This is a genomic window from Streptomyces rubradiris, assembly GCF_016860525.1.
GTDB classification, from domain to species: domain Bacteria; phylum Actinomycetota; class Actinomycetes; order Streptomycetales; family Streptomycetaceae; genus Streptomyces; species Streptomyces rubradiris.
The window spans coordinates 1,684,552-1,711,146 of the sequence record NZ_BNEA01000001.1 but is presented as its reverse complement, the minus strand read 5'-3'; the positions used below and the strand labels follow the sequence as shown (position 1 = coordinate 1,711,146).

Here is a 26,595-nt window from a genome sequence, read left to right as displayed (position 1 = left end):
GGGGGCAGGGGTGGAAGAAGGGGCAGGAAAAGGGGCGCACCCGGCACGGGTGCGCCCCTCATATGTGCCCGGGCTTCAACTGCCCTTTAGTTGTGGCCGAAGCTCTTCTGCTTCTTGCGCGCGCCCTCCGCCGGGCCGCCCTGGATGTGGGACACCGGCGACTCGGGCTCCTGAGCCGGGGGCCGCTGCGCGTGCTCGCTCTGCTGCGCGCGGTTCTTCGGGCCGGCCTGCTTGCGGTTCTTGTTCTTGGCCATGGTGATGCCTCCTGTGGGGGATCTAGGGGCCAGGGCCGGGACCAGATTCACATACGCTGACATCAGGCGCATGTCGGATAATTACCGTGTGTGACAGGGCAGCTGGGCGGCCGAGAACCGGAAACGCCACGCCGAAGATCGAGTTCGGGCCGTTAAGCTCCGCGGGGTCGGGCAGACTCGAAGCAAGTCCGAAGCAAAGCCTCCCGGGAAGAGGGTGAGTCGCGTGGACCGCTGCATCGTCCTGGTGGACGCCGGGTACCTGCTGGGCGCCGCCGCCAGCCTCCTCGCGGGTGAGCCCTCGCGGTCCCGGATCACCGTCGACCACGCCGGGCTGATCCAGGCCCTGCGTGAACGCGCGGAGTCCGACACCGAGCGCCCGTTGCTGCGCATCTACTGGTTCGACGGTGCCCCCGACCGGGTTCCCCAGCCCGAGCACCGCCGCCTGCGCGTGATGCCCCGGGTCACCGTCCGGCTGGGCGCCCTGACCCGCAGCGACGGACGCTGGGCCCAGAAGGGCGTGGACGCCGCCATGCACGCCGAACTGACCGAACTGGCCCGCAACCGCGCCTGTTCCGACATCGTCCTGGTCACCGGCGACGGCGATCTGCTGCCCGGCATGATGGCCGCCAAGGAGCACGGCGTCGCCGTCCACCTGTGGGCCGTGCAGGCCGCCGACGGCGACTACAACCAGTCCGAGGACCTGGTCGCCGAGGCCGACGAGCGGCGGGTGCTGGACCGCGTCTGGATCACCCAGGCCGTCCGTGCCAAGGAGCTGACCGGCGTCTGCCCCCCTTCGCCCGCGCCCCGCCCCGAGATCGCCGCGATCCTCTCCGCCCCCCTGCCCGACTCCGCGCTCACCACGGCCGAACGGCCCGCCGAACAGCCCGCGCACCCCCCGGCCGCCGCGGCGGCGCAGAACGGCGCCCCCGAGCGGGTCCCGGCCGCCAAGGGCGTCCCCACCCCCAAGGACCTGGCCGCGCTGCGCGCACCCGGCACCCAGACCGTGCAGCACCCGGCCACCGCGACCCTGCGCTGGTCCTCCGACAAGGGCTGGGTCGACCGGCCCGGCGTGGTCGCCGAGCCCCCCGAGGCCGCCTCCCTGCCGACGCTGGCCCAGCTGACCACCGCCGAACAGCGCTGGGCCGACCGGGAGGAGGACATCACCACCGTCGGCGGCGACCCGTACGAGGTGGGGCAGGTCTTCGCCCGCCGCTGGATCTCCCGGCTCGGCGACCAGGGACACTTGCAGCGGCTGTCGCAGATGTACCCGCGCATCCCGCACCGCATCGACGGCGAGCTGCTGCGCTACGCGGCCCGCTTCGGGCTGCTCGCGCACAAGGACGACCAGATCGACGAACACGACCGTTACGCCATCCGGGCGGGGTTCTGGCGCGAGTTCGACATCCCGGCGGCGGCCGAACAGCACGCGCCCGCCGGCGACTGAATCCCCGTAGCCGCCCCCAAAGGCGAGTAAAGCGCCCGGACCCCGTAGTCTCGTCCCTTGTGATGACGCGCGCGGGACAGGCACTCGGCTACGACGAGGTCGTACGCGTACGCGGGCTCAGCAAGACCTACCCGGCGATCCGGGGCCGGCGGGGCACGCCGGGCACCCCCGAGGTACGGGCCACCGACGGGGTGGAACTGGACGTGCGGCGCGGCGAGGTGTTCGGGCTGCTCGGCCCGAACGGCGCCGGCAAGTCCACCCTGGTACGGCAGCTCACCGGGCTGCTGCGGCCGGACACGGGCAGCGTCGAGATCCTCGGCCACGACATCGTCCGGCACCCCGAGCGGGCGGCCCGCATCCTCGCCTACCTCGGCCAGGAGTCCAGCGCCCTGGACGAGCTGACCGTCTCCCTCGCCGTCGAGACCACCGGGCGCCTGCGCGGCCTGGACGTACGGCGGGCCCGGGCCGAACGGGACGCCGTGCTGGAGGAACTGGGGCTGACCCCGATCGCCGGCCGTGCGCTGAAGAAGCTGTCCGGCGGGCAGCGGCGGCTCGCCTGCTTCGCCGCCGCGCTGGTGGGCCGGCGCCCGCTGCTCGTGCTGGACGAGCCGACCACCGGCATGGACCCGGTGGCCCGGCGCGCGGTGTGGGCGGCTGTGGACCGGCGGCGGGCCGAGCACGGCACGACCGTGCTGCTGGTCACCCACAACGTGATCGAGGCCGAGACGGTGCTGGACCGGGTCGCCGTGCTCGACCAGGGCCGGGTCATCGCCTGCGACACCCCCGCCGGGCTCAAGGCGCGGGTGGCCGGCGAGGTGCGGGTGGAACTGGTGTGGCGGGAGCGGGCGCCGCTGGAGGTGCCCGAGGTGGCCGTGCTGCGCGAGCGGGCGGCGCGGTCCGGCCGGCGCTGGACGCTGCGGCTCGCCCCCGAGGAGGCCCGCGCCGTCGTCGCCACGGTGACCGGCGGGGCCGCCTTCGCCGCCCTGGACGACTTCACGCTCGCCACGCCCAGCCTGGAGGACGTCTATCTGGCGCTGGGCGGCGAGGCCCGGCAGGGACTGGTGAGGGCGTGAGCGAGCGGGTCCCGCAGCACGCGAGGGTCTGTGCCGCCGCCGAAGCGAAGAGGAGCAGCTCGTCGTGAGTGTCGTACCCGCCGAGGTTCTGCCCGGCGGCTCCCGGGCCGTGCCGGAGACGGCGTCCGGCCCGGCCGAGCTCGGGCCGCGGGCGCGGCTGTGGCCGTCGCTGGTGGCCGTCTACCGGGCGCAGCTGTCCCGGGCCCGGGTGGCACGGATTCCGCTGCTGTTCGTGGCGACCTTCCAGTCCGTCGGCATCGCCGTGATGATGCGCGGTGTGGTCGAGGGCGGTGACGAGGCCCAGTCCGTGGTGGCCGGCTCGTCGGTGCTGGTCGTCGCCTACGTGGCGCTGAACCTGCTCTCGCAGTACTTCGGGCAGCTGCGGGCCAGCGGCGGGCTCGACCACTACGCCACCCTGCCGGTGCCGCCGGCCGCCGTGGTGCTGGGCGCGGCGGCGGCCTACGCCTCCTTCACCGTGCCGGGCACCCTGGTCACCGCCGTCTTCGGCTGTGTGCTCTTCGGGCTGCCGCTGACCAACCTGTGGGTCCTGCTGGCCGTCATCCCGCTCGCCGGGGCCGCGCTCGCCGGGCTCGGCGCCGCGTGCGGGCTGCTCGCGCCCCGGCCGGAGCTGGCCACGCTGCTCGGCCAGCTGGGCATGTCGGCGGCGCTGCTGCTGGGCGTGCTGCCGGCCGGCCGGATGCCGGAGGTGATCCGGCTGGCCCGCTCCCTGCTGCCCTCCACCTACGGCGTGGAGGCGTACGCGCGGACCTTCGGACCGCACCCCGACTGGGCCCTCGTCCTCGCTGACCTGGGCGTGTGCGCGGGCGTCGGCGTCGTCTCGCTGGCCGTGGCGACCCGGGCCTACCGCAGGGCCGCCGTCCGGTGACGCGGCGCACGGCGCGACCTGGCACGATGGCAGGGTGACCGCACCGTTGACTCCACCACCGCACGACGACTCCGCGCACCAGGTCTGGCAAGGGGCGCCGCCCGCCGGGGCGCTCGCCGGGCACGGGCCGGAACAGGACGGTCCCGGGCTGCGGACGGAGCTGCGGGAGGCCGCCGTGACCACGGTGGTGCTGGCGCTCGGCGGGGTGCTGCTGGGGCTGCTGTGGTGGTGGCTGGCGCCGCGCGTGCCGCTGGTCGGCGACGTGCTGGACAAGAGCTGGGTCGTCTACCTGAAGGACAGCGAGGGGGAGCAGGCCGTCGGGGTCGACGGAACGTTCACTCTGCTGGGGCTCGGCTTCGGACTCGTCAGCGCGCTCGTCGTCTTCCTGCTGCGCCGGCGCGGCGGGGTGCCCCTGGTGGTCGCGCTCGGACTCGGGGGCCTGCTCGGGTCGCTGCTGGCCTGGCGCCTCGGGATCTGGCTGGGCCCCGACCCGGACGTGCTCGCGCACGCCCAGGCGGCGGGCAAGGGCGTGACGTTCTCCGCGCCGCTGAAGCTGTCGGCCAAGGGCGCGCTACTGGCCTGGCCGCTCGCCGGGCTCCTGGCCCACCTCGGCCTGACCGCCCTGTTCGGCCCCCGGGACCCCGAGACGCCGTAGCCGACGGGCCGCGGGCCGCCGTGACGCGCTGGTCCGGCTTCCCGGGCCGGGCCGCCCGCGCCCGCGGGGCCCGGCGTGACCGGTCAGCTCTTGCCGATCGGGGCCAGTACCGCGTCCGTCAGGTCGGCCAGGTCCTTCGGGGACAGCTCGACCTCCAGGCCGCGGCGGCCGGCCGAGACGCAGATCGTGGGGTGGGCCGCGGCCGAGTCGTCGAGGACCGTGGGGAGCTTCTTGCGCTGGCCGAGCGGGGAGATGCCGCCGCGGACATAGCCCGTGGTGCGCTCGGCGAGCGCCGGGTCGGCCATCACCGCCCGCTTGCCGCCCACCGCCGCCGCCAGGGCCTTCAGGTCCAGCGAACCGGCCACCGGGACCACACCGACCACCAGGGAACCGTCCACCTCGGCCACCAGGGTCTTGAAGACCCGGTCCGGGGAGACGCCCATCGCCTCGGCCGCCTCCTCACCGTAGGAGGGATGGGACGGGTCGTGGTCGTAGGAGTGGACGGTGAAGTCCACGCCCGCCGCCGTCAGGGCCACCGTCGCGGGCGTGCCCCCGGACTGGGCCTTCTTCTGCTTCTTCGCCATCCTCGGTTTCCTCGTGGTCCCTGTGGTCCCTCAGTTCAGGCTCGTCGGCGTCCGCGTCAGCTCGAACGCGGGCAGCGACGGCAGGCTGCGGATGATCGACGTCTCCGCGCGCAGCAGCCTCAGCTCGTCCCGCAGCCGCGAGGCGGTGTCCGGCGCCTGGAGCAGCCGCTGCTTGGTCGGCGTGTCGTGCACCATCGCCGCGGCCACCAGGTACGACACCACGCCCGGGTCGTCCGGCAGTTCCGCGCCGGACGACAGCGAGCGCTCCCGGGCGCCCGCCAGCCGCTTCTGGTAGCGGCGGAAGGAGCGCAGGACGTCCTCGGCCAGCGCGCCGGCGTCGTCCCCGGGCTCCTCCGTCAGCTCCTCCAGCTCCGCGATCAGGTACGGGCCCGACGCGTCCACGGACAGCAGCCGCACCCGGGTCGTCCCGGTCGCCAGCACCTCGAACGTGCCGTCGGACCGTTCCCGGATGGTCGCCGCGTCGGCCACACAGCCCACCCCGTGGAAGGCGCGGAGCGGGTCCGGGCCGAAGCCGGCGGCCGGGCCCCGCTCGGGCCGCGCGGTGGGATCGGGCATGCCGGGGGCGCTCGGCGCGACCTCGTGGCCGTCCCGGATGGCGACGACGGCGAACCGGCGCGGCTCGTCCTCGGGGGTCTTCAGCAGGTCGCGCAGCATGGCGCGATACCGCTCCTCGAAGACGTTCAGCGGCAGCACGAGACCCGGGAACAGCACCGAGTTCAGCGGAAAGAGCGGCAGGCGGACGGTGGTCACGGCGCCCCAGCCTAGTGGCCTGCGGCGCGGGCGTGTCCGCCGTGTCCGTCACCGGGCTCCGGCGGCGCCGAGAGCAGCCCGGCCAGGGCGGCCCCGGGGAGCGCCGCGTCCAGCTCCTCGCGCAGCTTCAGGAAGTGGCCGAGCGGGTCCTCGGAGAACCGGTCCCAGGGGAACGACGTGGCGTACGGGCCGATCAGCCGCAGCTGGGCCCGGGCGTCCCGCCAGCGCTCCAGTCGCAGCAGCACGTACAGCAGCTTGTTGCGGACCTCGGCCGGGTACGGGTCGGCCGCCGGCAGGCGCGCGGACAGGGCGATCGCCCGGTCCGCCGCCGCCTCCAGCCGGCCGCGCGGCACCGCCGCGCCGCAGCCGTCGGTCAGATAGCCGAACGCCGCCCGGGCGGGCAGCGCCTGGACCAGCGAGTCGGCAGGGGCGTCCTGCGCGGCCCGGTCGGCGAAGTCGAAGCACTCGCGGTGGGAGCCGTGCCAGGAGGCGGCCAGGTAGCGCAGGGCGGCCACATGGCAGCCGTAGTGGTGCGGGGCGCGCCGGACAGCCGCCTCCCACAGCTCCCCGAAGTAGCGGTGCCCGGCCCGGGTGCCGCGCGCGTGGTCGAGCGCGATGCGCCAGGGCACCGGGTCGCGGTCGTCGGCGCGGGCGGCGGCGGTGATCAGCGGGCTCACCTCGCGCAGCAGCTCGGCCCGGGCCGGCGAGGGCCAGGCGCGGTCCACCGCCAGCTGGGCTCCGACCAGCAGCACCCCGGCGTCGTGGGGGTCGGCGGCGCGCCACTCCTCGTACCACTCCGGGCGGGAGCGGGCGAAGGCGGCCAGGCGCCGGGTGTACCGGTCCCGGTGCTCCCAGTCGGCCGTGGCGCGGGTGTCGGCGAGCAGCCCGGCCGCGGTGGCGTACTCGCCCCGGCCGGCCGCGACGAGCGCGGGCGAGAGGCGGTCGTCGGGCGCGTCGAGCACGGCCTCGTACCCGGCCGGTGGCCGGTGGGCCGGGCGCGCGGGTCGTCGGGGCATCCGGCGGTGGGGGCGGATGAACGAGGGCAGCAGAGCCATGGTGCCGACCATTGAAAGTCCGCAGGTCGGGGCGGCGCCAGAGGGACACGGCAAGTCGTGGAAGGTTGTACGGCCGACGGTGAAGGTCCTGTAAAGGGTGCATGTGCATGCGGGTCATGCGTGGGTGCGGAGGGCTCGCGCGGGTGCCGCGGGGATCGGCTCCGCCGTAGCGGCCGGGCGCGGCGAAGGGCGGCTCCGCCGTAGCGGTCGGGTGTGGCGAAGGGCGGCTCCGCTGGTAGTGGCCGGGTGTGGCGTGGGTCGGTTCCGCCGGTAGCGGTCGGGTGTGGAGGGTCGGATTCGTCGTAGCGGCCGGGTGTGGCGAGGAGGGGCTCCGCCCGTAACGGCCGGGTGCGGGGAGGACCGGTTCCGTCGTAGTAGCCGGGTGTGGCGTGGGTCGGTTTCGCCGGTAGCGGGCGGGTGTGGCGAGGAGGGGCTCCGCCCGCAGCGGGCGGGTGTGGGGAGGACCGGTTCCGTCGTGGTGGCCGGGTGTGGTGTGGGTCGGCTTCGGTGTGGCGGCCGGCGCAGCGGGCGGGTGCCGTGCGGGTCAGCTTCGTCGCAGCAGCCGGGTCGCGCCCGCCGCCACCGTGGTGGCCAGAACCCAGCCGGCGAGGATCATCACCGTCGCCAGCCACTGCCAGCCGCCGCGCAGCTGCCACTGGCCCGCCTGGCCGAGGTCGATCACCGGCAGCAGCAGGTCCAGTGTGAACAGCGCCGGACTCCAGGCCGGATGGCCGCCGGAGTTCAGCGGCGGATGGTCGGCGTGCGCGAACGCCAGCGTGCCCGCCGCCCACAGCACCGCCATCCACACCGCGGCCCGGCCCGGCCGGTAGCCGTAGGCCACGGTCCAGTCCTGCGCGAACCCCCAGACCTTGGCGGCCGGCGGCAGCGTCTCGCGCCGCCGGCGCTGCTTGGCGAGCAGCACCTCGCGCGCGTCCTCGTCCTCCCCGGCGGAGCGCAGCACCGAGGCCAGCCGCTCGTACGGCTCCGGGGCGTACTCGGCGGTGGCCGCCGCCACCCAGTCCAGGCGCCGGGTCAGCGGGAACGGGCCCTGCGGCACCAGGTTCTCGTAGGTGAACCCGCCCATGTGCAGATTGCCCGCCTCCGGCCAGCTGCTCGCCCGGTCCACCAGGTTCACCACGCGCGCGCCCGACAGCACCACCTTGCCGCGCTGCGGCTTGTCCCCGAGGAAGCGCAGCTCCGGCGTCTGCACCCGGCGCAGCGACAGCTCCTGGTCGTCGGTGAAGGCGAACCGGGCCCGCTCCAGGTCGACGGCGTCCCCGAACCGGCCGTCGTCCAGCCGCACCCCGCCCCGGCACTCGAAGCGCTGGATGCGCGTCCCGTGCGCGGGCGTGGTGCCGCTGAGCGCCGGACCGCCCACGCCGGCCGGGGTCAGGTACAGGGTGCGCTCGACCGTGAGCTGGGGGGCGTTCAGGGCGAACCGCGCATGAGCGTTGGCGAGTTTCGCGCCGCGCAGGCTGAGCGAGACGCCGACCTGGGCGCCGCGCAGGCTCAGCTCGCCGTGCGACTCCAGCATCTCCGCCTGGAGGTCCTGGCCGACGGTCATGCCGTCCGCCGTGATCGACCGGCCGCTGCGGTCTCGGTACGCGATCGCCTGGTTGAGCAGCAGGTCGGTGCCGATCTGCGCGTCCGTCAGCCGGACCCCGCTCTGGAACCGGCAGCGCGGCAGATGCAGATCGCCCTCCGTGTGCACCCGCGCCGCCTCCAGCCGCGGCACCGCGCAGTCCACCAGGCGCACGGTCGTGAACCGGGCCTCCGGCAGCCGGATCTCCTGGTCGAAGCGGCACCTCGTCAGCTCCACGTACGGCGTCACCTGACCGCCGGCGAGGTCCACCACGCCGGTGATCCGTACGCCGACGAGCTTCAGCGAGGACACCCGGCCGGCCAGCGCCGGCGGGCCGTCCAGCAGCAGCCAGCAGACGATGCGGGCCCGCACGCTCCGCTCCGGGCCCCACGGGTGCCCGCCGTGCGGGTCGTCCGCCGTGGGCACGCCGCTGCTCAGGTCGTACACGCTGCCGTTGCGGAAGGCCTGCCACATGCCCGCCTCGGCCGCGGTCAGGTCGTCCGGCAGGTCCCCGGTGGCGATGCGGACGCCGGCTCCCTCGGTCACCGCTCTCCTCTCTTCGTGCGATGCCTTGCGATGCCTTTCGTACAGCCGTTCATGCCCGGTGGGTGACCCGTCGAACACTCCCCGTGAAGGTGATCGTCCGGTTTCCGGCCACCGTCTGTACCAGGCATTGACCCGCGGAGAAGCGGCTGACGGGCGGTGTCACGGCCACCCGCGGGACGTCAAGCACCGGCTTTCGGCCCACGGCGGACCCGGCCATCGGCCCATGTTCTGTATCAGCCACTGATACGCGCGGACGGCTCCCGGCGGCGGTCTGCGAGAATTGACCCCGTGATTTCCCGAATCGATCTGCGCGGCGACGCCCTTCCCGAGGGCCCCGCCCTGCGCGACCTGCTGCCCCGAGCCGACTTCGACGTTCAGGCCGCCCTGGAGAAGGTGCGCCCGATCTGCGAGGCCGTGCATCATCGCGGCGACGCGGCGCTGATCGACTTCGCGGAGAAGTTCGACGGAGTACGGCTGGAAAACGTCCGTGTCCCGGCGCGGGCGCTCACCGAGGCGCTCGCCGGTCTCGACCCGGCCGTGCGCGCCGCCCTGGAGGAGTCCATCCGCCGCGCCCGGCTGGTCCACCGCGCGCAGCGCCGCACGACCCACACCACCCAGGTGGTGCCGGGCGGCTCCGTCACCGAGAAGTGGGTGCCGGTCGAGCGGGTCGGGCTGTACGCGCCCGGCGGGCGGTCCGTGTACCCGTCCTCCGTGGTGATGAACGTGGTGCCCGCGCAGGAGGCCGGCGTCGAGTCCATCGCGCTCGCCTCCCCGGCCCAGGCCGAGTTCGGCGGCCTGCCGCACCCGACGATCCTGGCCGCCTGCGCCCTGCTCGGCGTGGACGAGGTGTACGCCGCGGGCGGCGCCACCGCCGTCGCGATGTTCGCGTACGGCACCGAGTCCTGCCCGCCCGCCAACATGGTCACCGGCCCCGGCAACATCTGGGTCGCCGCCGCCAAGCGCTACTTCACCGGCAAGATCGGCATCGACGCGGAGGCCGGCCCGACCGAGATCGCGATCCTCGCCGACGACACCGCCGACCCGGTGCACGTGGCCGCCGACCTGATCAGCCAGGCCGAGCACGACCCGCTCGCGGCGGCCGTCCTGGTCACCGACTCCGCCGACCTGGCGGACGCGGTGGAGAAGGAGCTGGCACCGCAGGTCGCGGCGACCCGGCACGTGGACGACCGGATCGTGCCCGCCCTCAAGGGCAGGCAGTCCGCGATCGTCCTGGTGGACGGCATCGAGGAGGGCCTGAAGGTGGTCGACGCCTACGGCGCCGAGCACCTGGAGATCCAGACCGCCGACGCCGCCGCGGTCGCCGGCCGGGTCCGCAACGCGGGCGCGATCTTCATCGGCCCCTGGGCCCCCGTCTCGCTCGGCGACTACGCGGCCGGGTCCAACCACGTCCTGCCCACCGGCGGCTGCGCCTGCCACTCCTCGGGCCTGTCCGTCCAGTCGTTCCTGCGCGGCATCCACATCGTGGACTACACCAGGGACGCGCTCGCCGAGGTCGCCCACCACGTGGTGACGCTGGCGGAGGCGGAGGACCTGCCCGCGCACGGCGCGGCGATCAAGGCGAGGTTCGGCTGGAAGGTACCCGAGAGCAAGTGACCGGCATTGACGATCTGCCCATCCGGGACGAGCTGCGCGGCAAGTCCCCCTACGGCGCGCCCCAGCTGGACGTGCCCGTACGGCTGAACACCAACGAGAACCCCTACCCGCTGCCCGAGCCGCTGGTCGAGCGGATCGCGGAGCGGGTGCGCGAGGCCGCCCGCGACCTGAACCGCTACCCGGACCGGGACGCGGTCCGCCTGCGCACCGGGCTGGCCGAGTACCTGACGAAGAGCGGCGGCTACCCCCTCGGCATCGAGAACGTCTGGGCCGCCAACGGCTCCAACGAGGTCATCCAGCAGCTGCTGCAGACCTTCGGCGGGCCGGGCCGCACGGCCATCGGCTTCGAGCCGTCGTACTCGATGCACGCGCTCATCGCGCGCGGCACCGGCACCGGCTGGATCTCCGGCCCCCGGAACGAGGACTTCACGATCGACCTCGCCGCCGCCGAGCGCGCCATCGCCGAGCACAAGCCGGACGTCGTCTTCGTCACCACCCCCAACAACCCCACCGGCAACGCGGTCCCGCCCGAGACCGTGCTCGCGCTGTACGAGGCGGCGCAGGCGGCCAAGCCGTCCATGGTGATCGTGGACGAGGCGTACATCGAGTTCAGCCACGGCGCCTCGCTGCTGCCGCTGCTGGACGGCCGTCCCCACCTGGTGATCTCTCGCACGATGTCCAAGGCGTTCGGCGCCGCCGGCCTGCGCCTCGGCTACCTGGCCGCGCACCCGGCCGTCGTGGACGCCGTCCAGCTGGTCCGGCTGCCGTACCACCTGTCGGCCGTCACCCAGGCCACCGCGCTGGCCGCGCTGGAGCACACCGACACGCTGCTCGGGTACGTCGAGCAGCTCAAGGCCGAACGGGACCGGCTGGTCGCCGAACTGCGCGCGATCGGCTACGAGGTCACCGAGTCCGACGCGAACTTCGTGCAGTTCGGCCGCTTCGCCGACGCCCACGCGGCCTGGCGGAAGATCCTCGACCGGGGCGTGCTGGTCCGGGACAACGGCGTACCGGGGTGGCTGCGGGTGTCCGCGGGCACCCCGCGGGAGAACGACGCGTTCCTCGACGCGGTACGGGAAGTCAAGAAGGAGCTGGGTTCATGAGCCGCGTTGGACGCGTGGAGCGCACCACCAAGGAGACCTCGGTGCTGGTCGAGATAGACCTCGACGGCACCGGCCGCACCGACATCGCCACCGGTGTCGGCTTCTACGACCACATGCTCGACCAGCTCGGCCGGCACGGTCTGTTCGACCTGACCGTGAAGACCGACGGCGACCTGCACATCGACTCCCACCACACCATCGAGGACACCGCCCTCGCGCTGGGCGCCGCCTTCAAGCAGGCCCTCGGCGACAAGGTGGGCATCTACCGCTTCGGCAACTGCACGGTCCCGCTGGACGAGTCCCTCGCCCAGGTCACCGTCGATCTGTCCGGCCGCCCCTACCTCGTGCACACCGAGCCCGAGAAGATGGCACCGATGATCGGCGAGTACGACACCACGATGACCCGGCACATCCTGGAGTCCTTCGTCGCCCAGGCGCAGATCGCGCTGCACGTGCACGTGCCCTACGGTCGCAATGCCCACCACATCGTGGAGTGCCAGTTCAAGGCGCTGGCCAGGGCCCTCAGGTACGCCTCCGAGCGCGACCCGCGCGCGGCCGGCATCCTCCCGTCGACGAAGGGCGCGCTGTAACCCATGACCGGTCTGTCGACCCTGCTGATCGTCGTCGGCCTCTTCCTGGTCGGCGGGATCATCTCCTTCGTCAAGCAGAAGATGCCCACCAGCCTGATCGTGCTGCTCTCGATCGGCGCGGCGCTGTGCCTGGTGGCGGGCGTCCTGCGGCTGGAGGTGTGGAATTGAGCACCCCGTCGGGCAAGAAGAAGGTCGTCGTCTTCGACTACGGCTTCGGCAACGTCCGCTCCGCCGAACGCGCCCTCGCGCGCGTGGGCGCCGATGTCGAGATCACCCGTGACTTCGACAAGGCGATGAACGCCGACGGGCTGCTCGTGCCGGGCGTCGGCGCGTTCGCCGCCTGCATGAAGGGCCTGCGCGACGCGCGCGGCGACTGGGTCGTGGACCGCCGGCTGTCCGGCGGGCGCCCGGTCATGGGCATCTGCGTCGGCATGCAGATCCTCTTCGCGCGCGGCATCGAGCACGGCGTGGAGGCCGAGGGCCTGGACGAGTGGCCCGGCACGGTCGAGCCGCTCCAGGCCGACGTGGTGCCCCACATGGGCTGGAACACCGTGGAGGCGCCGGCCGGCTCGCGGCTGTTCGCGGGCCTGGACGCCGACGCCCGCTTCTACTTCGTGCACTCCTACGCCGTCCACGAGTGGTCCCTGGAAACCCACAACCCGGTGATCGAGGCCCCCAAGGTCACCTGGTCGACGCACGGCAAGCCGTTCGTGGCCGCCGTGGAGAACGGCGCCCTGTGGGCCACCCAGTTCCACCCCGAGAAGTCCGGCGACGCCGGCGCCCAGCTCCTCACCAACTGGATCGGAACCCTGTAGACCATGGCCAAGCTCGAACTGCTCCCCGCCGTCGACGTCCGCGACGGCCAGGCCGTCCGCCTCGTACACGGCGAGTCCGGCACCGAGACCTCCTACGGCTCCCCGCTGGAGGCCGCCCTCGCCTGGCAGCGCGCCGGCGCGGAGTGGCTGCACCTGGTCGACCTGGACGCCGCGTTCGGCACCGGTGACAACCGCGACCTGATCGCCGAGGTCGCCGGGGCCATGGACATCAAGGTGGAGCTGTCCGGCGGCATCCGCGACGACGACACCCTCGCCGCCGCCCTCGCCACCGGCTGCACCCGGGTGAACCTCGGCACGGCCGCCCTGGAGACCCCCGAGTGGGTCGCCCGGGTGATCGCCGAGCACGGCGACAAGATCGCCGTCGGCCTGGACGTCCGCGGCACCACCCTGCGCGGCCGGGGCTGGACCCGCGACGGCGGCGACCTGTACGAGACGCTGGACCGCCTGAACAAGGAGGGCTGCGCCCGCTACGTCGTCACCGACATCGCCAAGGACGGCACCCTCCAGGGCCCCAACCTGGAACTGCTGCGCGACGTGTGCGCGGCGACCGACCGCCCGGTGGTCGCCTCCGGCGGCGTGTCCTCCCTGGACGACCTGCGGGCCCTGGCCGGCCTCGTGCCGCTCGGTGTCGAAGGCGCCATCGTAGGGAAGGCGCTGTACGCGAAGGCGTTCACCCTGGAAGAGGCCTTGGAGGCTGTGTCGTCATGACGTCCGAAGCCGTACGGCGTGTGCAGAGCGGAAGTCCCTGGGAAGAGTCCTTCGGTTTCGCACGCGCCGTGGCGGCGGGTGACCGGGTGCTGGTGGGCGGCACGACGTCCTTCAAGGGCACCGTGCTGTACGGCGAGGGCGACCCCTACGAACAGGCCAAGGTGGCCTTCACCAGCGCCGTCGAGGCGATCGCGGAGTTCGGCCTCGGCATCGAGTCCGTGATCCGCACCCGGATGTACCTGACCCATGCGCGGGACGTGGACGCCGTCGGCCGGGCCCACCAGGAGCTGTTCGACTCCGTGCGCCCGGTATCGACCTTGCTGGTCGTCGAGGGCTTCGTCGACCCGCGCATCCTGGTCGAAGTGGAACTAGAAGCATTCAGAGGAGCCTGAGCAGTCATGACCCTGGCGGTCCGAGTCATCCCCTGCCTGGACGTGGACAACGGCCGGGTCGTCAAGGGCGTGAACTTCCAGAACCTGCGCGACGCGGGTGATCCCGTCGAGATGGCCAAGGTGTACGACGCCGAGGGCGCCGACGAACTGACGTTCCTGGACATCACCGCGTCCTCCGGCGACCGGGAGACGACCTACGACGTGGTGCGCCGCACCGCCGAGCAGGTGTTCATCCCGCTGACCGTCGGCGGGGGCGTGCGCACCGCCGAGGACGTGGACAAGCTGCTGCGGGCGGGCGCCGACAAGGTGGGCGTGAACACCGCCGCGATCGCCCGCCCGGACCTGATCCGCGAGATCGCCGAGCGGTTCGGCCGCCAGGTGCTGGTCCTGTCGGTGGACGCCCGCCGCACCCCCGAGGGCACCTTCGAGGTCACCACTCACGGCGGCCGGCGCGGCACCGGCCTGGACGCGGTGGAGTGGGCGCACCGGGCGGCGGAGCTGGGCGCGGGCGAGATCCTGCTGAACTCCATGGACGCCGACGGCACCAAGGACGGCTACGACCTGGAGATGATCGCCGCCGTCCGCAAGCACGTCACGGTCCCCGTGATCGCCTCCGGCGGCGCCGGCAAGCTCGCCGACTTCCCGCCGGCCGTCGAGGCGGGCGCCGACGCGGTCCTGGCCGCCTCGGTCTTCCACTTCGGCGACCTGCGCATCGGCGAGGTGAAGCAGACCCTGCGGGGCGCCGGGCACCCCGTCAGGTAGCGAGCCGCAACGGCAGGCCCCGGCCGGACGGCCGGGGCCTCTTCGCGACCGGATGCGAAAGAAAAGTTGCGCAAGGAAGATTGCGCAGTTTCACTTTCGTGTCTAGGGTCCAGTGTCATGCCACGCGAAGAGAACCGCCGGGTCACGGACATCGGGACGCTCAAGGCGCTCGCCCACCCCCTGCGCATGAAGCTCTACCGCCTGCTGTTCGTCTCCGAGGCGGCCACGGCCTCCCAGCTGGCCGGGCAAGTGGACGAGGCGGTCTCCCTGGTCAGCTATCACCTGCGCACACTGGCCCGGCACGGCCTGGTGGAGGAGGCCGAGGCGCGTAGTTCCGACGGGCGGGAGCGGTGGTGGCGGCCCGTGTCCGAGGGGGTCTCCATCCGGGACGAGGACTTCCGGGACGCGCCCGAGAAAGCCGCCGCGCATCTCGCGGCCTCGCGGCTGTTCCTGGAGCAGCGCATGGAGATGTACCGGACCTACCTCGACACGCGCGCCCACTGGGGAGCCGAGTGGAACGCGGCGGCCCGTGACACCGAGGCCCTGCTGCGGCTCACCCCCGGCGAACTGACCGCGCTGCAGAAGGACCTGACCGACCTGCTCAGGCGCTACGACGCGCAGGGACGCGCCCGAGAGGCCGCCGGTGACACCGAGGGCCGCGAGCACGTCGCACTGCACGTGTACGGCTTCCCGTTCCGCCTCTGATCCCCGCCCCGCTTCCGCGCCCGAGAGGACACCTCCTCCGTGACCACCACGCTCATACCGCCCGCCTCCGTGCGCGCCCACCGTGATCCCAACGTGCTGCGCTGGCTCGGGGCCTACACCTCCTCGATGCTCGGCGACAACATCTACTACCTCGCCCTGTCCTGGGCCGCCGTCCAGGCCGGCACCCCCGCGCAGGCCGGGCTCGTGATGTCCGTGAGCGCGCTGCCGCGGGCCGTGCTGATGCTCGGCGGAGGCGTGATCGCCGACCGGCTGGGCCCGAGGAGGGTCGTGATCGGCAGCGACGCCGTGCGCTGCGCCGCCGTCCTCGCCGTGGCCGCCCTGCTCTTCCTCACCAGCCCCGGGCTGTGGCCGCTCGCCCTGCTCGCGTGCGTCTTCGGCACCGTCGACGCCGTGTTCATGCCGGCCGTGGGCGCCCTGCCGGCCCGGCTCACCGGCAAGGACCAGCTCGCCCGCGTCCAGGGCCTGCGCGGCCTCGCCATCCGCGCCGCGAGCGTCGTCGGCGCCCCGCTCGGCGGCCTCGGCGTGGCCCTCGGCGGCGCCCCGGCGGCCTTCGCCCTCGCCGGAGCGCTCATCGCGCTGTCGATACCGCTGCTGCTGTCCGTCCACGTACGGGACCTGCCCGCCGGCACCGAGCGCGGCGCCACCGCCTGGGCCGACCTGAAGGCCGGACTGCGCCACGTCCGCCGGCACCGGGTGCTCGGCCCCCTCATGATCGCCATCGCGCTCGGCGACCTCGGCTTCGTCGGCCCGCTGAACGTCGGCCTCACCCTGCTCGCCGACCACCGCGGCTGGGGCGCCGCGGGCATGGGCTGGATACTGGCCGGGTTCGGCACCGGCGCGGGCGCCGCCTCCCTGCTGCTCGCCGCCCGCGGCCGGCTGCCCCGCGCCGGACTGGTCACCGGGTGCGCGTGCGCGGCCGGCTCCGTGGCCGTCGGCGCCCTCGGCTTCGTCCCCGGCCTCGCCGCCGCCGTCGGCACCGCCCTGCTCGTCGGCCTGCTCACCGGACTCAGCGGCGCGCTGTGCGGCGCCCTGCTCCAGACCCAGGCCGACCCCGCCTACCTGGGCCGCGTCACCGCCGTCTCCAGCCTCGTCAGCCTCGGCCTCACCCCGCTGAGCATGCCCTTCGCCGCCGCCGCGACCGGCGCCTTCGGACTCGGCCCGGTCTACGCCGTCAGCGCCGCCGTCTGCGGACTCGGCGGCCTCGTCTTCCTCGCCGTACCGGCCCTGCGCCGCGCGGAACTGCCCGGCTGACGGACCGGCGGCGGACGGACCGGCGTCAGATCCCCAGCTGCTTCGACTCGTGCAGCTTGTCGATCGCGTCCGCGTCCCCGGCCAGCTCCACCCTGGCCACGCCCTGCCGTCCGTACGCGAACATCAGCAGCTCCGACGGCACACCGGTCGCCGTGACCACCGGCGTGCCCCGGTGCGCCACCACCGTCTGCCCGTCCGGGCGGCGCAGCACCAGGCCCGTCGGCGCGCCCTTCCCCAGCAGCCGCGCGGCACGCTCCAGCCGGGACCACAGCGCGTCCTGGAACACCGGGTCCAGCTCGCGCGGGGTCCACTCCGGCTGGGCGCGGCGCACGTCCTCCGTGTGGACGTAGAACTCGATGATGTTGGCGGCCTCGTCGACCTGCTTGAGCTGGAACGGCGACAGGCGCGGCGGGCCGGTGCGGATCAGCCGGATCAGCTCTCCGTACGGCTTCGCGGTGTACTCGGCCATCACCTTCTCCAGGCGCGGCGCGAGCCGCCTGACCAAGGTGCCGCCCGCCGCGTCCGGGCGGCGTTCGCGCACGACGACATGCGCGGCCAGGTCCCGGGTCCGCCAGCCCGCGCAGAGGGTCTCGGCGTCCGGACCGACGGTTTCCAACAGGTCGGCGAGCAGCAGCCGTTCACGCTTGGCGAAGGTCGACATGCAGCCAGCCTACGACCAGGTGATCGTTCCGCCCACCCGTCGCCTCCCGGCGGGGCTCCCGTGCCCGCCGTGACCGTTCCGTGGACGCGCGGGGCCCGCCGCCGGTACCGCGCGGCACAATGGCACCCATGACCAGTACGACCGGCAACCCCCGGCCCAGCAGCCTCGACCCGGAGATCGCCGCGCGGCTCAAGCGCAGCGCCGACGGGCTCGTCCCCGCCATCGCCCAGCAGTACGACACCGGCGAGGTGCTCATGCTCGGCTGGATGGACGACGAGGCACTGCACCGCACGCTGACCACCGGCCGCTGCACCTACTGGTCGCGCAGCCGCCGGGAGTACTGGGTCAAGGGCGACACCTCCGGCCACGTCCAGTGGGTGAAGTCGGTCGCGCTGGACTGCGACGGCGACACCCTGCTGGTCCGGGTCGACCAGGTGGGGGCCGCCTGCCACACCGGCGCGCGCACCTGCTTCGACGAAGACGTGCTCCTGAAGAACGCGGACGCCGCCACTCCGGCGTCCGCGTCGTAAGGTCGGCCGCCATGGATCTAGAGACCTTCCGCAAGCTGGCCGGCGACCGGCGCGTCATCCCGGTCACCCGCAAGCTCCTGGCCGACGGTGACACACCGGTCGCGCTCTACCGCAAACTCGCCGCCGAACGCCCCGGCACCTTCCTGCTGGAGTCCGCGGAGAACGGCCGCTCCTGGTCCCGGTACTCCTTCGTCGGGGTCCGCAGCGCGGCCACGCTCACCGCCCGGGACGGGCAGGCCCACTGGATCGGCACCCCGCCCGTCGGCGTCCCCACGGACGGCGACCCCCTCGCGGCCTTGCGCGCCAGCCTCCAGACCCTGCACACCCCGCACCAGGAGGGCCTGCCGCCCTTCACCGGCGGCATGGTCGGCTACCTGGGCTACGACATCGTCCGCCGCCTGGAGAAGATCGGCCCCGGCGAGCACGACGAGCTGCGGCTGCCCGAGCTGACCATGCTGCTGACCAGCGACCTCGCGGTGATGGACCACTGGGAGGGCTCGGTCCTGCTGATCGCCAACGCGATCAACCACAACGACCTTGACACCGGCGTCGACGAGGCGTACGCGGACGCCGTGGCCCGCCTGGACGCCATGGAGGCCGACCTCTCCCGCCCGGTCTCCCAGCCCCCGGCCCACCTGCCGCCCTCCGAGCTGCCCGAGTACACCGCCCGCTGGGGCGGCGCCGACTACCAGCGGGCCGTGGAGGACATCAAGGAGCGCATCCGCGCGGGCGAGGCCTTCCAGGTCGTGCCCTCCCAGCGCTTCGAGACCCCCTGCACGGCGAGCGCCCTGGACGTCTACCGGGTGCTGCGGGCCACCAACCCGTCGCCGTACATGTACCTGTTCCGCTTCGACGGCTTCGACGTCGTCGGCTCCTCCCCGGAGGCGCTGGTGAAGGTCGAGGACGGGCGCGCGATGGTCCACCCCATCGCCGGCACCCGGCACCGCGGGGCCACCCCGCAGGAGGACCAGGCGCTCGCCGAGGAACTGCTCGCCGACCCCAAGGAGCGCGCCGAGCACCTGATGCTGGTCGACCTCGGCCGCAACGACCTCGGCCGGGTCTGCGAGCCCGGCTCGGTCGAGGTGGTCGACTTCATGTCCATCGAGCGCTACTCGCACGTGATGCACATCGTCTCCACCGTCACCGGCAAGGTGGCCCCCGGCCGCACCGCCTTCGACGTGCTCACCGCGTGCTTCCCGGCCGGCACCCTCTCCGGCGCCCCCAAGCCCCGCGCGATGCAGATCATCGACGAACTGGAGCCGTCCCGGCGCGGCCTGTACGGCGGCTGCGTCGGCTATCTGGACTTCGCCGGCGACTCCGACACCGCGATCGCCATCCGCACCGCCCTGCTCCGCGACGGCGTCGCGTACGTCCAGGCCGGCGCGGGCGTCGTCGCGGACTCCGACCCGGTCGCCGAGGACCAGGAGTGCCGCAACAAGGCGGCGGCGGTGCTGCGGGCGGTGCACACGGCGAACCGCCTCGGGCGATAGGGCGCTTCTCATAGCAACCCCGGGTGCCGGTGCGCGGGGGGTTCAGGCGATAGTGGAGTACGTGACTGCCGTACCTCACCTTCGTTCCGAAGCCCCCGCATCCGCCCGGTCCGGCCGGCGGAGCCTCGCCGTGGCCCTGCTGTTCGGCGCGCTCGGCGCGGCCGTGGCGCTGCTCGCGACCCGGCAGCGCTGGGCGGAGGGCACCGCGGCGGTGGCCGGCGGAGCGTTCCCGCTGACGGCCAAGGGCAGCGACGTCACGGGCGTCCCCGCGGCGCTCGCCATAGTGGGCCTCGCCGCGCTCGTCGCGGTCTTCGCCGTCCGCCGGGCCGGCCGCCTCGTCGTCGCCGGGCTGCTCGCGCTGTCCGGTGCCGGTATCGCCGTCGCCGCCCTGGCGGCCGTCTCCGACGGCTCCGCGCTGGACGAGCGGGCCGCCGAGGTGAGCGGCGACAGCTCCGCCACCGTCCACGCGCTCACCAACACCGGCTGGCCGTACGTCGCGGCCGCCGGCGGGCTGCTGATCCTGCTCGCCGGGCTGCTCGCCCTGCGCTACGGCCGGCTGTGGCCCGCGATGTCCGGCCGCTACGAACGTGGCGCCGCCCGCCCCCGGCGCACCGCCCGCCCGGCCGACCCGGAGCGGCCCGAGGAGATCTGGAAGGCCCTGGACCGGGGCGAGGACCCGACGGGCGCCTGAACCGGCACGGCCCGAAGCGGCACGGCCCGAAGCGGTGTGGCGAACCAGACGCCACCCCCGCGTCCGGCGCGCGCACGCCTACGGGACAATGGACGCGGCGAGCGTACGACGCCTCATCCGACACGTAGATCAGCAACAACGAGGAGCAAGTCATGGCGGGCAGCAGCCACGGCCACGGTCACACCCCGGCCGCCTGGACCGGTGTCATCATCGCCTTCATCGGTTTCTGCGTCGCGGGCGCCTTCATGGTGATGGCCCAGCCCGTCGGCTTCTGGGCCGGTATGGCGCTCACGCTCCTCGGCGGCGTGGTCGGCGGCATCATGCGGGCCATGGGCCTCGGCCAGCCGAAGCAGAGCGCCGTCGTGACGCGCGCGTCCGCGACCCCGGAGCCGGCCGCCGCGGGCCGCTGAGCCCAGGCTTTCCCCGAGAGGCGGCCCGGCGTCCGGCAGGGGTGCGGACCGCCTCTCGTTCTCCGGCCCGCTGGACCGCGACCGCTCCTGGGCCCGCCCGGCGGGCGGAGCCATACCGTCCGGGGCAGAATGCCCGCGTGAACGCCGACAGCCGTACGGCCCCGCCAGAGGTTCCCGGCGGTGCCCCGCACCACCCCGTGCCCCCCGGCGCACAGCGGCCGGCGCCGCCCGCCGTGCCCGTCCGGCGCCGGCTCGCCGTCCCCCTGGGGCTGTTCGCGGCCGTGGCCGGGGCCTTCGCCTACGTCGGCGCGGTCGACCCCAACGAGAGCGGCCACTACCCCGCCTGCCCCCTGTACCTGCTCACCGGCCTGTACTGCCCGGGCTGCGGCGGACTGCGCAGCGCGCACGCGTTCGTCCACGGCGACCTGCTCGCCGCGCTGCACGCCAACGCGCCGGCCGTGGCCGCCTACCTGGGCTTCGCCGTACTGTGGACCGTCTGGACGGCCCGCGCGGCCCGCGGTCGGCCGCTGCGGCTCGGCCTCGGCCCCGTACAGCTGTGGACCGTCGTCGCCCTGCTGCTGGCGTTCACCGTCCTGCGGAACCTGCCGTTCGGCGGCTGGCTGCGCCCCTGACCGCGCCGGAGCACGGACGTCCACGAAGTGGGACCGCCGTCAACCGGATGCGAAGCCACCGCACCGCTGCGGATACCATCGCATTGACCACAGGCTGCGAAGAGCCTGAAGGAACCCACCGTCTGGAAGGGGGCCGCTCGCGTGAGTGTGCTCGACGAGATCATCGACGGAGTCCGTGCCGACCTCGCCGAGCGGCAGGCCCGTGTCAGCCTCGACGAGCTCAAGGAGCGCGCGGCCAAGGCCCCCGCCGCCAAGGACGGGGTGGCCGCGCTCAAGGGCGACGGCGTCAAGGTGATCTGCGAGGTCAAGCGGTCCAGCCCGTCCAAGGGCGCGCTGGCCGCCATCGCCGACCCGGCCGGCCTCGCCGCGGACTACGAGGCGGGCGGCGCGTCCGTCATCTCCGTCCTCACCGAACAGCGCCGCTTCGGCGGCTCGCTCGCCGACCTGGAGGCCGTCCGCGCCCGCGTCGACATCCCGGTGCTGCGCAAGGACTTCATCGTCACGTCGTACCAGCTGTGGGAGGCCCGCGCGTACGGCGCCGACCTCGCGCTGCTGATCGTGGCCGCCCTGGACCAGCCGGCCCTGGAGTCGCTGATCGAGCGCGCGGTGTCCATCGGCCTGACCCCGCTGGTCGAGGTGCACGACGAGGAAGAGGTCGAGCGGGCGGTGGACGCGGGCGCCAAGGTCATCGGCGTCAACGCGCGCAACCTCAAGACGCTGGAGGTCGACCGTGGCACCTTCGAGCGGGTCGCCCCGGAGATCCCCGACCACCTCGTGAAGGTCGCCGAGTCCGGGGTGCGCGGCCCGCACGACCTGATCGCCTACGCCAACGCCGGCGCCGACGCGGTCCTGGTCGGCGAGTCCCTGGTCACCGGCCGCGACCCGAAGGCGGCCGTCGCCGACCTGGTTGCCGCGGGCGAGCACCCCGCACTGCGGCACGGCCGGGGCTGACTCCCGCTAGGCTGGTGCCGATGACTCCCACCCTGACGACCGTGGAGCGGCACGCGCGCCTGGCGCGCGGCTGCCGTCCGCGCGGCTGTCGCGCACCCGCGCGGCGCGTGCACGGCCGTCGCGTCCGGTACGTCATCGGTGACGAACCCGGGCAGGTCAACGGGCGTCGATGGCAGCGCGCCCGTTAGGGGCGCGGGACTCCATCTGATACGCGGCTACCGCCGCGCGGGCGCGACAAGCCACATACGGCCCGCAGCCGACAGACGACCCGAGCCCCACGGCGATCGGTTTTCTCCCAGAAACTCACCGTGAGGTTTCCGCATGCCCAGCGCATTCTTCATCCCCGACCCGGAGGGTCAGGTCCCCGACGCCGAGGGCTACTTCGGCGCGTTCGGCGGCAAGTTCATCCCGGAGGCCCTCGTCGCCGCCGTGGACGAGGTCGCCGTCGAGTACGACAAGGCCAAGAACGACCCCGAGTTCGCCCGCGAACTCGACGACCTGCTGGTGAACTACACCGGCCGCCCGTCGGCGCTCACCGAGGTCCCCCGCTTCGCCGAACACGCCGGCGGCGCCCGCGTCTTCCTCAAGCGCGAGGACCTCAACCACACCGGCTCCCACAAGATCAACAACGTGCTCGGCCAGGCCCTGCTCACCAAGCGCATGGGCAAGACCCGGGTCATCGCCGAGACCGGGGCCGGCCAGCACGGCGTCGCCACGGCCACCGCCTGCGCGCTGTTCGGCCTGGACTGCACCATCTACATGGGTGAGGTCGACACCGAGCGCCAGGCCCTCAACGTCGCCCGGATGCGCATGCTCGGCGCCGAGGTCGTCGCCGTGAAGTCCGGCAGCCGCACCCTGAAGGACGCCATCAACGAGGCGTTCCGGGACTGGGTCGCCAACGTCGACCACACCCACTACCTGTTCGGCACGGTCGCCGGCCCGCACCCCTTCCCGGCCATGGTCCGCGACTTCCACAGGGTCATCGGCGTCGAGGCCCGCCGCCAGCTCCTGGAGCGCGCCGGCCGGCTGCCGGACGCGGCCGTCGCCTGCGTCGGCGGCGGCTCCAACGCCATCGGCCTCTTCCACGCCTTCATCCCCGACGCGGGCGTCCGCCTGATCGGCTGCGAGCCGGCCGGCCACGGCGTCGAGACCGGCGAGCACGCGGCCACCCTCACCGCCGGCGAGCCCGGCGTCCTGCACGGCTCCCGCTCCTACGTCCTCCAGGACGACGAGGGCCAGATCACCGAGCCGTACTCCATCTCGGCCGGTCTGGACTACCCGGGCATCGGCCCCGAGCACTCCTACCTGAAGGACTCCGGCCGCGGCGAGTACCGCGCGGTCACCGACGACGCGGCCATGCGGGCACTGCGCCTGCTGTCGCGCACCGAGGGCATCATCCCGGCCATCGAGAGCGCCCACGCCCTGGCCGGCGCCCTGGAGGTCGGCCGCGAGCTGGGCCCGGAGGGTCTGATCGTCGTCAACCTCTCCGGCCGCGGCGACAAGGACATGGACACCGCCGCGCGCTACTTCGGCCTGTACGACACCGACGCCGAGGTCGCGGCCGACGCCGCCGACACCGCCGAGATCGAGGGGGACGCCAAGTGAGCGGGAACATCCAGCTGCTGTCGGACACCCTCGCGGGCGCCAGGGCCGAGGGCCGGTCCGCGCTCATCGCCTACCTCCCGGCCGGGTTCCCGACCGTGGACGGCGGCATCGAGGCGATCAAGGCCGTCCTGGAGAGCGGCGCGGACGTGGTCGAGGTCGGCCTGCCGCACAGCGACCCGGTCCTGGACGGCCCGGTCATCCAGACCGCCGACGACATCGCCCTGCGCGGTGGCGTGCGGATCGCCGACGTCATGCGCACGGTCCGGGAGGCATACCGGGCCACCGGGAAGCCGATCCTCGTCATGACGTACTGGAACCCCATCGACCGCTACGGCGTCGAGCGCTTCACCGCCGAGCTGGCCGAGGCGGGCGGCGCCGGCTGCATCCTGCCCGACCTGCCGGTGCAGGAGTCGGCGCTGTGGCGCGAGCACGCCGCGAAGCACGGCCTCGCGACGGTCTTCGTGGTGGCGCCGAGCAGCAAGGACGAGCGGCTCGCCGAGATCACCGCGGCGGGCAGCGGCTTCGTCTACGCCGCCTCGCTGATGGGCGTCACCGGCACCCGTGAGTCCGTCGGCGCGCAGGCCCAGGACCTGGTCCGGCGCACCCGCGCCACCGGCACCGGCCTGCCCGTCTGCGTCGGCCTCGGCGTCTCCAACCAGGCCCAGGCCGCCGAGGTCGCCGGCTTCGCGGACGGCGTGATCGTCGGCTCGGCGTTCGTGAAGCGGATGCTGGACGCGCCGGACGAGGCCGCCGGCCTCGCCGCGGTCCGTGAGCTGGCCGGGGATCTGGCGAAGGGCGTCCGCGGCCAGGCGTGAACACGGAGCGGTGACGGGCCGATGTCCCGTACCGGATGATTCGGTCACTCGAACGGGTGGACCTCGGACCGGGGAGGCGCGCTGCGCCTCCCCGGTTCGTTCTGGGGGTGTGAGCGAGAAGAACCGTGACGGAAAGCGCACCGCCCGGGAGCGGCTGGCGGTCGAGCGCGAGAAGCAGAAGGCCGCGGACAAGCGACGGCGGGCGCTGATCGTGGGCGCGAGCGTCGTCTGCGTCCTGGGCCTGGCGGCGGTGATCGGCGTCGTCGCCGCGAACGCCGGCAAGGACGAGAGCACCAAGGCGGGCCCCGCGGTGGCCCCCTCGGGCGCGCAGGGCAAGGACAGCCTCGCGATCCCGGTCGGCAAGGACGGCGCCAGGTCGACGCTCACCGTCTGGGAGGACTTCCGCTGCCCGGCCTGCCAGGCCTTCGAGGCGGCGTACCGGCCGACGCTCCACGAACTGACCGACGCCGGCAAGCTCCGGATCGAGTACCACCTGGTCCGGCTGATCGACGGCAACCTCGGCGGCACCGGTTCGCTGCGCGCCGCCAACGCCGCGGCCTGCGCCCAGGACGCCGGAAAGTTCCGTGACTACCACGACGTGCTGTTCGCCAACCAGCCCAAGGAGACCGACGACGCCTTCGCGGACAACGGCAAGCTGATCGAGCTGGCCGGCAAGGTGAAGGGCCTGGACACCCCCGCCTTCGGCGAGTGCGTCCGCAACGGCACCCACGACGGCTGGGTCGACAAGTCCCACCAGGCGTTCAAGTCCGGCGACTTCGGCGGCACCCCGACCGTGCTGCTCGACGGCAAGAACATCTACGAGGACCACACGATGACCCCGGCCAAGCTGAAGCAGCTGGTGGAGGCGGCCGACCGGGGGTGAGCGTCCACGCCCCGTTATGGACCCGTAGCCGGGCTGCTTGCCCTCCCCATGGCCCGGCACGGTAGCGTCGGACCTGCCATGAACCTTGCCTACATCCCCAGCCCGTCGCACGGGGTGCTGTACCTCGGCCCCATCCCGCTGCGCGGCTACGCCATCTGCATCATCATCGGCGTCTTCGTTGCCGTCTGGTTCGGCAACAAGCGCTGGATCGCCCGCGGCGGGCAGTCCGGCACGGTCGCCGACATCGCCGTCTGGGCCGTGCCGTTCGGCCTGGTCGGCGGCCGGCTCTACCACGTGATCACGGACTACGAGCTGTACTTCAGCGAGGGCCGTGACTGGGTGGACGCCTTCAAGGTGTGGGAGGGCGGCCTGGGCATCTGGGGCGCGATCGCGCTCGGCGCGCTCGGCGCCTGGATCGGCGCGCGGCGCCGGGGCATCCCGATGCCCGCGTACGCCGACGCCGTCGCGCCCGGCATCGCGTTCGCGCAGGCCATCGGCCGCTGGGGCAACTGGTTCAACCAGGAGCTGTACGGCCGGGAGACCCACGTCCCCTGGGCGCTGCACATCACCTCCGCCGAGGGCGGCCGGGTGCCGGGGTACTACCACCCGACGTTCCTCTACGAATCCCTGTGGTGCGTCGGCGTGGGTCTGCTGGTGATCTGGGCGGACCGCCGCTTCAAGCTGGGGCATGGCCGGGCGTTCGCCCTGTACGTCGCCGCGTACTGCGCGGGCCGCGGCTGGATCGAGTACCTGCGGGTGGACGACGCCCACCACATCCTGGGCCTGCGCCTCAACGTCTGGACCGCGCTGCTCGTCTTCCTGCTGGCGGTGGCGTACATCGTGGTGGTGGGCAAGCAGCGGCCGGGCCGGGAGGCCGTGGTCGAACCCGCGCTCGCCTCCGGCGGTCCGGCCGGGGGTACGGAGGCTGCCGCCGGCGGCGAGGCGAAGGATTCCGGGGGCACCGAGGCTGTCGACGGCGCCGGGGAGACGAAGACCGGGGACGCCGAGGAGCCGGCCGGGGAAACGCCGGAGGACGAGGCGAAGCCGGCGAAGAAGGTCTGACCGCCGGTTCCACGACGACGGACCGGCCGTCGG

31 protein-coding genes are annotated in these 26,595 nt (G+C 73.6%); 25 read left to right on the top strand and 6 right to left on the bottom strand.

Annotation, left to right across the window (positions count from 1 at the left end; translation table 11 throughout):
* Positions 1-86 precede the first annotated feature (86 nt).
* Entirely contained in the window at positions 87-254 is a 168-nt protein-coding gene (locus Srubr_RS07940; RefSeq protein ID WP_167346016.1) for a hypothetical protein, read from the bottom strand.
* 223 nt (positions 255-477) lie between these two features.
* Between Srubr_RS07940 and Srubr_RS07935 the strand changes: the two genes are divergently transcribed.
* From Srubr_RS07935 to Srubr_RS07920, 4 genes are all read left to right on the top strand, one after another.
* Positions 478-1,698 (top strand): NYN domain-containing protein, encoded by a 1,221-nt coding sequence (locus tag Srubr_RS07935; protein WP_189996607.1) that lies wholly within the window; start codon positions 478-480, stop codon positions 1,696-1,698.
* Between the two features lie 62 nt (positions 1,699-1,760).
* Entirely contained in the window at positions 1,761-2,771 is a 1,011-nt protein-coding gene (locus Srubr_RS07930; protein ID WP_189996608.1) for an ABC transporter ATP-binding protein, read from the top strand.
* A 64-nt stretch (positions 2,772-2,835) separates the two neighbouring features.
* Positions 2,836-3,657 (top strand): ABC transporter permease, encoded by an 822-nt coding sequence (locus tag Srubr_RS07925; protein WP_189996609.1) that lies wholly within the window; start codon positions 2,836-2,838, stop codon positions 3,655-3,657.
* 34 nt (positions 3,658-3,691) lie between these two features.
* On the top strand, positions 3,692-4,312 hold the full coding sequence (locus Srubr_RS07920) for an AAA family ATPase (RefSeq protein WP_189996610.1): 621 nt from the start codon (positions 3,692-3,694) through the stop codon (positions 4,310-4,312).
* Positions 4,313-4,395: 83 nt separating this feature from the next.
* Here Srubr_RS07920 and ybaK read toward each other — a convergent pair whose 3' ends face one another.
* From ybaK to Srubr_RS07900, 4 genes are all read right to left on the bottom strand, one after another.
* Positions 4,396-4,896 (bottom strand): Cys-tRNA(Pro) deacylase, encoded by a 501-nt coding sequence (ybaK, locus tag Srubr_RS07915; protein ID WP_189996611.1) that lies wholly within the window; start codon positions 4,894-4,896, stop codon positions 4,396-4,398.
* A 30-nt stretch (positions 4,897-4,926) separates the two neighbouring features.
* Entirely contained in the window at positions 4,927-5,667 is a 741-nt protein-coding gene (locus Srubr_RS07910; protein WP_189996612.1) for an LON peptidase substrate-binding domain-containing protein, read from the bottom strand.
* Positions 5,668-5,678: 11 nt separating this feature from the next.
* Positions 5,679-6,734: a hypothetical protein gene (locus Srubr_RS07905; RefSeq protein ID WP_189996613.1), complete on the bottom strand. Its 1,056-nt coding sequence runs from the start codon at positions 6,732-6,734 to the stop codon at positions 5,679-5,681.
* A 532-nt stretch (positions 6,735-7,266) separates the two neighbouring features.
* The gene (locus tag Srubr_RS07900) at positions 7,267-8,850 is read right to left on the bottom strand and encodes an oxidoreductase (protein WP_189996614.1); all 1,584 of its coding nucleotides are present in this window, start codon (positions 8,848-8,850) and stop codon (positions 7,267-7,269) included.
* Positions 8,851-9,138: 288 nt separating this feature from the next.
* Between Srubr_RS07900 and hisD the strand changes: the two genes are divergently transcribed.
* From hisD to Srubr_RS07850, 10 genes are all read left to right on the top strand, one after another.
* Positions 9,139-10,464, top strand: a complete 1,326-nt coding sequence (gene hisD / locus Srubr_RS07895; protein ID WP_189996615.1) for a histidinol dehydrogenase — start codon at positions 9,139-9,141, stop codon at positions 10,462-10,464.
* On the top strand, positions 10,461-11,567 hold the full coding sequence (locus Srubr_RS07890; RefSeq protein WP_189996616.1) for a histidinol-phosphate transaminase: 1,107 nt from the start codon (positions 10,461-10,463) through the stop codon (positions 11,565-11,567). The genes hisD and Srubr_RS07890 overlap by 4 nt, the downstream gene beginning before the upstream one ends.
* A complete protein-coding gene (hisB, locus tag Srubr_RS07885; RefSeq protein ID WP_030743584.1) occupies positions 11,564-12,157 on the top strand; it encodes an imidazoleglycerol-phosphate dehydratase HisB in 594 nt (197 codons plus the stop codon). The genes Srubr_RS07890 and hisB overlap by 4 nt, the downstream gene beginning before the upstream one ends.
* A gap of 3 nt (positions 12,158-12,160) precedes the next feature.
* A complete protein-coding gene (locus Srubr_RS07880) occupies positions 12,161-12,325 on the top strand; it encodes a hypothetical protein (RefSeq protein WP_189996617.1) in 165 nt (54 codons plus the stop codon).
* The gene (hisH, locus tag Srubr_RS07875) at positions 12,316-12,972 is read left to right on the top strand and encodes an imidazole glycerol phosphate synthase subunit HisH (RefSeq protein ID WP_373313552.1); all 657 of its coding nucleotides are present in this window, start codon (positions 12,316-12,318) and stop codon (positions 12,970-12,972) included. Before Srubr_RS07880 ends, hisH begins: the two co-directional genes overlap by 10 nt.
* Positions 12,973-12,975: 3 nt before the next feature.
* Positions 12,976-13,701 carry a bifunctional 1-(5-phosphoribosyl)-5-((5-phosphoribosylamino)methylideneamino)imidazole-4-carboxamide isomerase/phosphoribosylanthranilate isomerase PriA gene (gene priA, locus Srubr_RS07870; protein WP_189996619.1) on the top strand — a complete coding sequence of 242 codons (726 nt, stop codon included), beginning with the start codon at positions 12,976-12,978 and terminating at the stop codon, positions 13,699-13,701.
* Entirely contained in the window at positions 13,698-14,093 is a 396-nt protein-coding gene (locus Srubr_RS07865) for a RidA family protein (protein WP_189996620.1), read from the top strand. The genes priA and Srubr_RS07865 overlap by 4 nt, the downstream gene beginning before the upstream one ends.
* Positions 14,094-14,099: 6 nt before the next feature.
* Positions 14,100-14,855: an imidazole glycerol phosphate synthase subunit HisF gene (gene hisF / locus Srubr_RS07860; RefSeq protein ID WP_189996621.1), complete on the top strand. Its 756-nt coding sequence runs from the start codon at positions 14,100-14,102 to the stop codon at positions 14,853-14,855.
* A 117-nt stretch (positions 14,856-14,972) separates the two neighbouring features.
* The gene (locus tag Srubr_RS07855) at positions 14,973-15,560 is read left to right on the top strand and encodes an ArsR/SmtB family transcription factor (RefSeq protein ID WP_189996622.1); all 588 of its coding nucleotides are present in this window, start codon (positions 14,973-14,975) and stop codon (positions 15,558-15,560) included.
* Positions 15,561-15,599: 39 nt separating this feature from the next.
* On the top strand, positions 15,600-16,832 hold the full coding sequence (locus Srubr_RS07850; RefSeq protein ID WP_229926740.1) for an MFS transporter: 1,233 nt from the start codon (positions 15,600-15,602) through the stop codon (positions 16,830-16,832).
* Between the two features lie 25 nt (positions 16,833-16,857).
* On the opposite strand, the gene Srubr_RS07845 is transcribed toward Srubr_RS07850, so the two are convergent.
* The gene (locus Srubr_RS07845; RefSeq protein ID WP_189996623.1) at positions 16,858-17,493 is read right to left on the bottom strand and encodes a TIGR03085 family metal-binding protein; all 636 of its coding nucleotides are present in this window, start codon (positions 17,491-17,493) and stop codon (positions 16,858-16,860) included.
* A 128-nt stretch (positions 17,494-17,621) separates the two neighbouring features.
* Between Srubr_RS07845 and hisI the strand changes: the two genes are divergently transcribed.
* The 11 genes from hisI to lgt all read left to right on the top strand — a co-directional run bounded on the left by hisI (position 17,622) and on the right by lgt (position 26,562).
* A complete protein-coding gene (hisI, locus tag Srubr_RS07840) occupies positions 17,622-18,023 on the top strand; it encodes a phosphoribosyl-AMP cyclohydrolase (RefSeq protein ID WP_189996624.1) in 402 nt (133 codons plus the stop codon).
* Positions 18,024-18,034: 11 nt separating this feature from the next.
* Positions 18,035-19,513 (top strand): anthranilate synthase component I, encoded by a 1,479-nt coding sequence (locus tag Srubr_RS07835; protein WP_189996625.1) that lies wholly within the window; start codon positions 18,035-18,037, stop codon positions 19,511-19,513.
* 52 nt (positions 19,514-19,565) lie between these two features.
* Positions 19,566-20,204 (top strand): TIGR02234 family membrane protein, encoded by a 639-nt coding sequence (locus Srubr_RS07830; protein ID WP_189996626.1) that lies wholly within the window; start codon positions 19,566-19,568, stop codon positions 20,202-20,204.
* Between the two features lie 152 nt (positions 20,205-20,356).
* Entirely contained in the window at positions 20,357-20,614 is a 258-nt protein-coding gene (locus Srubr_RS07825) for an HGxxPAAW family protein (protein ID WP_189996627.1), read from the top strand.
* A gap of 197 nt (positions 20,615-20,811) precedes the next feature.
* On the top strand, positions 20,812-21,246 hold the full coding sequence (locus tag Srubr_RS07820) for a DUF2752 domain-containing protein (protein WP_189996728.1): 435 nt from the start codon (positions 20,812-20,814) through the stop codon (positions 21,244-21,246).
* Positions 21,247-21,387: 141 nt separating this feature from the next.
* On the top strand, positions 21,388-22,197 hold the full coding sequence (trpC, locus tag Srubr_RS07815) for an indole-3-glycerol phosphate synthase TrpC (RefSeq protein ID WP_189996628.1): 810 nt from the start codon (positions 21,388-21,390) through the stop codon (positions 22,195-22,197).
* A gap of 20 nt (positions 22,198-22,217) precedes the next feature.
* A complete protein-coding gene (gene trpM / locus Srubr_RS07810) occupies positions 22,218-22,385 on the top strand; it encodes a tryptophan biosynthesis modulator TrpM (RefSeq protein ID WP_189996629.1) in 168 nt (55 codons plus the stop codon).
* A 133-nt stretch (positions 22,386-22,518) separates the two neighbouring features.
* Entirely contained in the window at positions 22,519-23,802 is a 1,284-nt protein-coding gene (gene trpB / locus Srubr_RS07805) for a tryptophan synthase subunit beta (RefSeq protein ID WP_189996630.1), read from the top strand.
* A complete protein-coding gene (trpA, locus tag Srubr_RS07800) occupies positions 23,799-24,617 on the top strand; it encodes a tryptophan synthase subunit alpha (RefSeq protein ID WP_189996631.1) in 819 nt (272 codons plus the stop codon). Before trpB ends, trpA begins: the two co-directional genes overlap by 4 nt.
* Positions 24,618-24,726: 109 nt before the next feature.
* Positions 24,727-25,500 (top strand): DsbA family protein, encoded by a 774-nt coding sequence (locus Srubr_RS07795; protein WP_189996632.1) that lies wholly within the window; start codon positions 24,727-24,729, stop codon positions 25,498-25,500.
* Positions 25,501-25,578: 78 nt separating this feature from the next.
* Positions 25,579-26,562: a prolipoprotein diacylglyceryl transferase gene (gene lgt, locus Srubr_RS07790; RefSeq protein WP_189996633.1), complete on the top strand. Its 984-nt coding sequence runs from the start codon at positions 25,579-25,581 to the stop codon at positions 26,560-26,562.
* Positions 26,563-26,595: the final 33 nt, after the last annotated feature.

Bases quoted from the DNA above. Each gene is read 5' to 3' on its own strand.
- Srubr_RS07940 (WP_167346016.1), bottom strand. From the start codon at position 254: ATGGCCAAGAACAAGAACCGCAAGCAGGCCGGCCCGAAGAACCGCGCG.
- Srubr_RS07930 (WP_189996608.1), top strand. From the start codon at position 1,761: ATGACGCGCGCGGGACAGGCACTCGGCTACGACGAGGTCGTACGCGTA.
- ybaK (WP_189996611.1), bottom strand. From the start codon at position 4,896: ATGGCGAAGAAGCAGAAGAAGGCCCAGTCCGGGGGCACGCCCGCGACG.
- Srubr_RS07905 (WP_189996613.1), bottom strand. From the start codon at position 6,734: ATGGTCGGCACCATGGCTCTGCTGCCCTCGTTCATCCGCCCCCACCGC.
- hisB (WP_030743584.1), top strand. From the start codon at position 11,564: ATGAGCCGCGTTGGACGCGTGGAGCGCACCACCAAGGAGACCTCGGTG.
- Srubr_RS07880 (WP_189996617.1), top strand. From the start codon at position 12,161: ATGACCGGTCTGTCGACCCTGCTGATCGTCGTCGGCCTCTTCCTGGTC.
- priA (WP_189996619.1), top strand. From the start codon at position 12,976: ATGGCCAAGCTCGAACTGCTCCCCGCCGTCGACGTCCGCGACGGCCAG.
- Srubr_RS07865 (WP_189996620.1), top strand. From the start codon at position 13,698: ATGACGTCCGAAGCCGTACGGCGTGTGCAGAGCGGAAGTCCCTGGGAA.
- hisF (WP_189996621.1), top strand. From the start codon at position 14,100: ATGACCCTGGCGGTCCGAGTCATCCCCTGCCTGGACGTGGACAACGGC.
- Srubr_RS07855 (WP_189996622.1), top strand. From the start codon at position 14,973: ATGCCACGCGAAGAGAACCGCCGGGTCACGGACATCGGGACGCTCAAG.
- Srubr_RS07845 (WP_189996623.1), bottom strand. From the start codon at position 17,493: ATGTCGACCTTCGCCAAGCGTGAACGGCTGCTGCTCGCCGACCTGTTG.
- hisI (WP_189996624.1), top strand. From the start codon at position 17,622: ATGACCAGTACGACCGGCAACCCCCGGCCCAGCAGCCTCGACCCGGAG.
- Srubr_RS07835 (WP_189996625.1), top strand. From the start codon at position 18,035: ATGGATCTAGAGACCTTCCGCAAGCTGGCCGGCGACCGGCGCGTCATC.
- Srubr_RS07825 (WP_189996627.1), top strand. From the start codon at position 20,357: ATGGCGGGCAGCAGCCACGGCCACGGTCACACCCCGGCCGCCTGGACC.
- trpM (WP_189996629.1), top strand. From the start codon at position 22,218: ATGACTCCCACCCTGACGACCGTGGAGCGGCACGCGCGCCTGGCGCGC.
- trpB (WP_189996630.1), top strand. From the start codon at position 22,519: ATGCCCAGCGCATTCTTCATCCCCGACCCGGAGGGTCAGGTCCCCGAC.
- lgt (WP_189996633.1), top strand. From the start codon at position 25,579: ATGAACCTTGCCTACATCCCCAGCCCGTCGCACGGGGTGCTGTACCTC.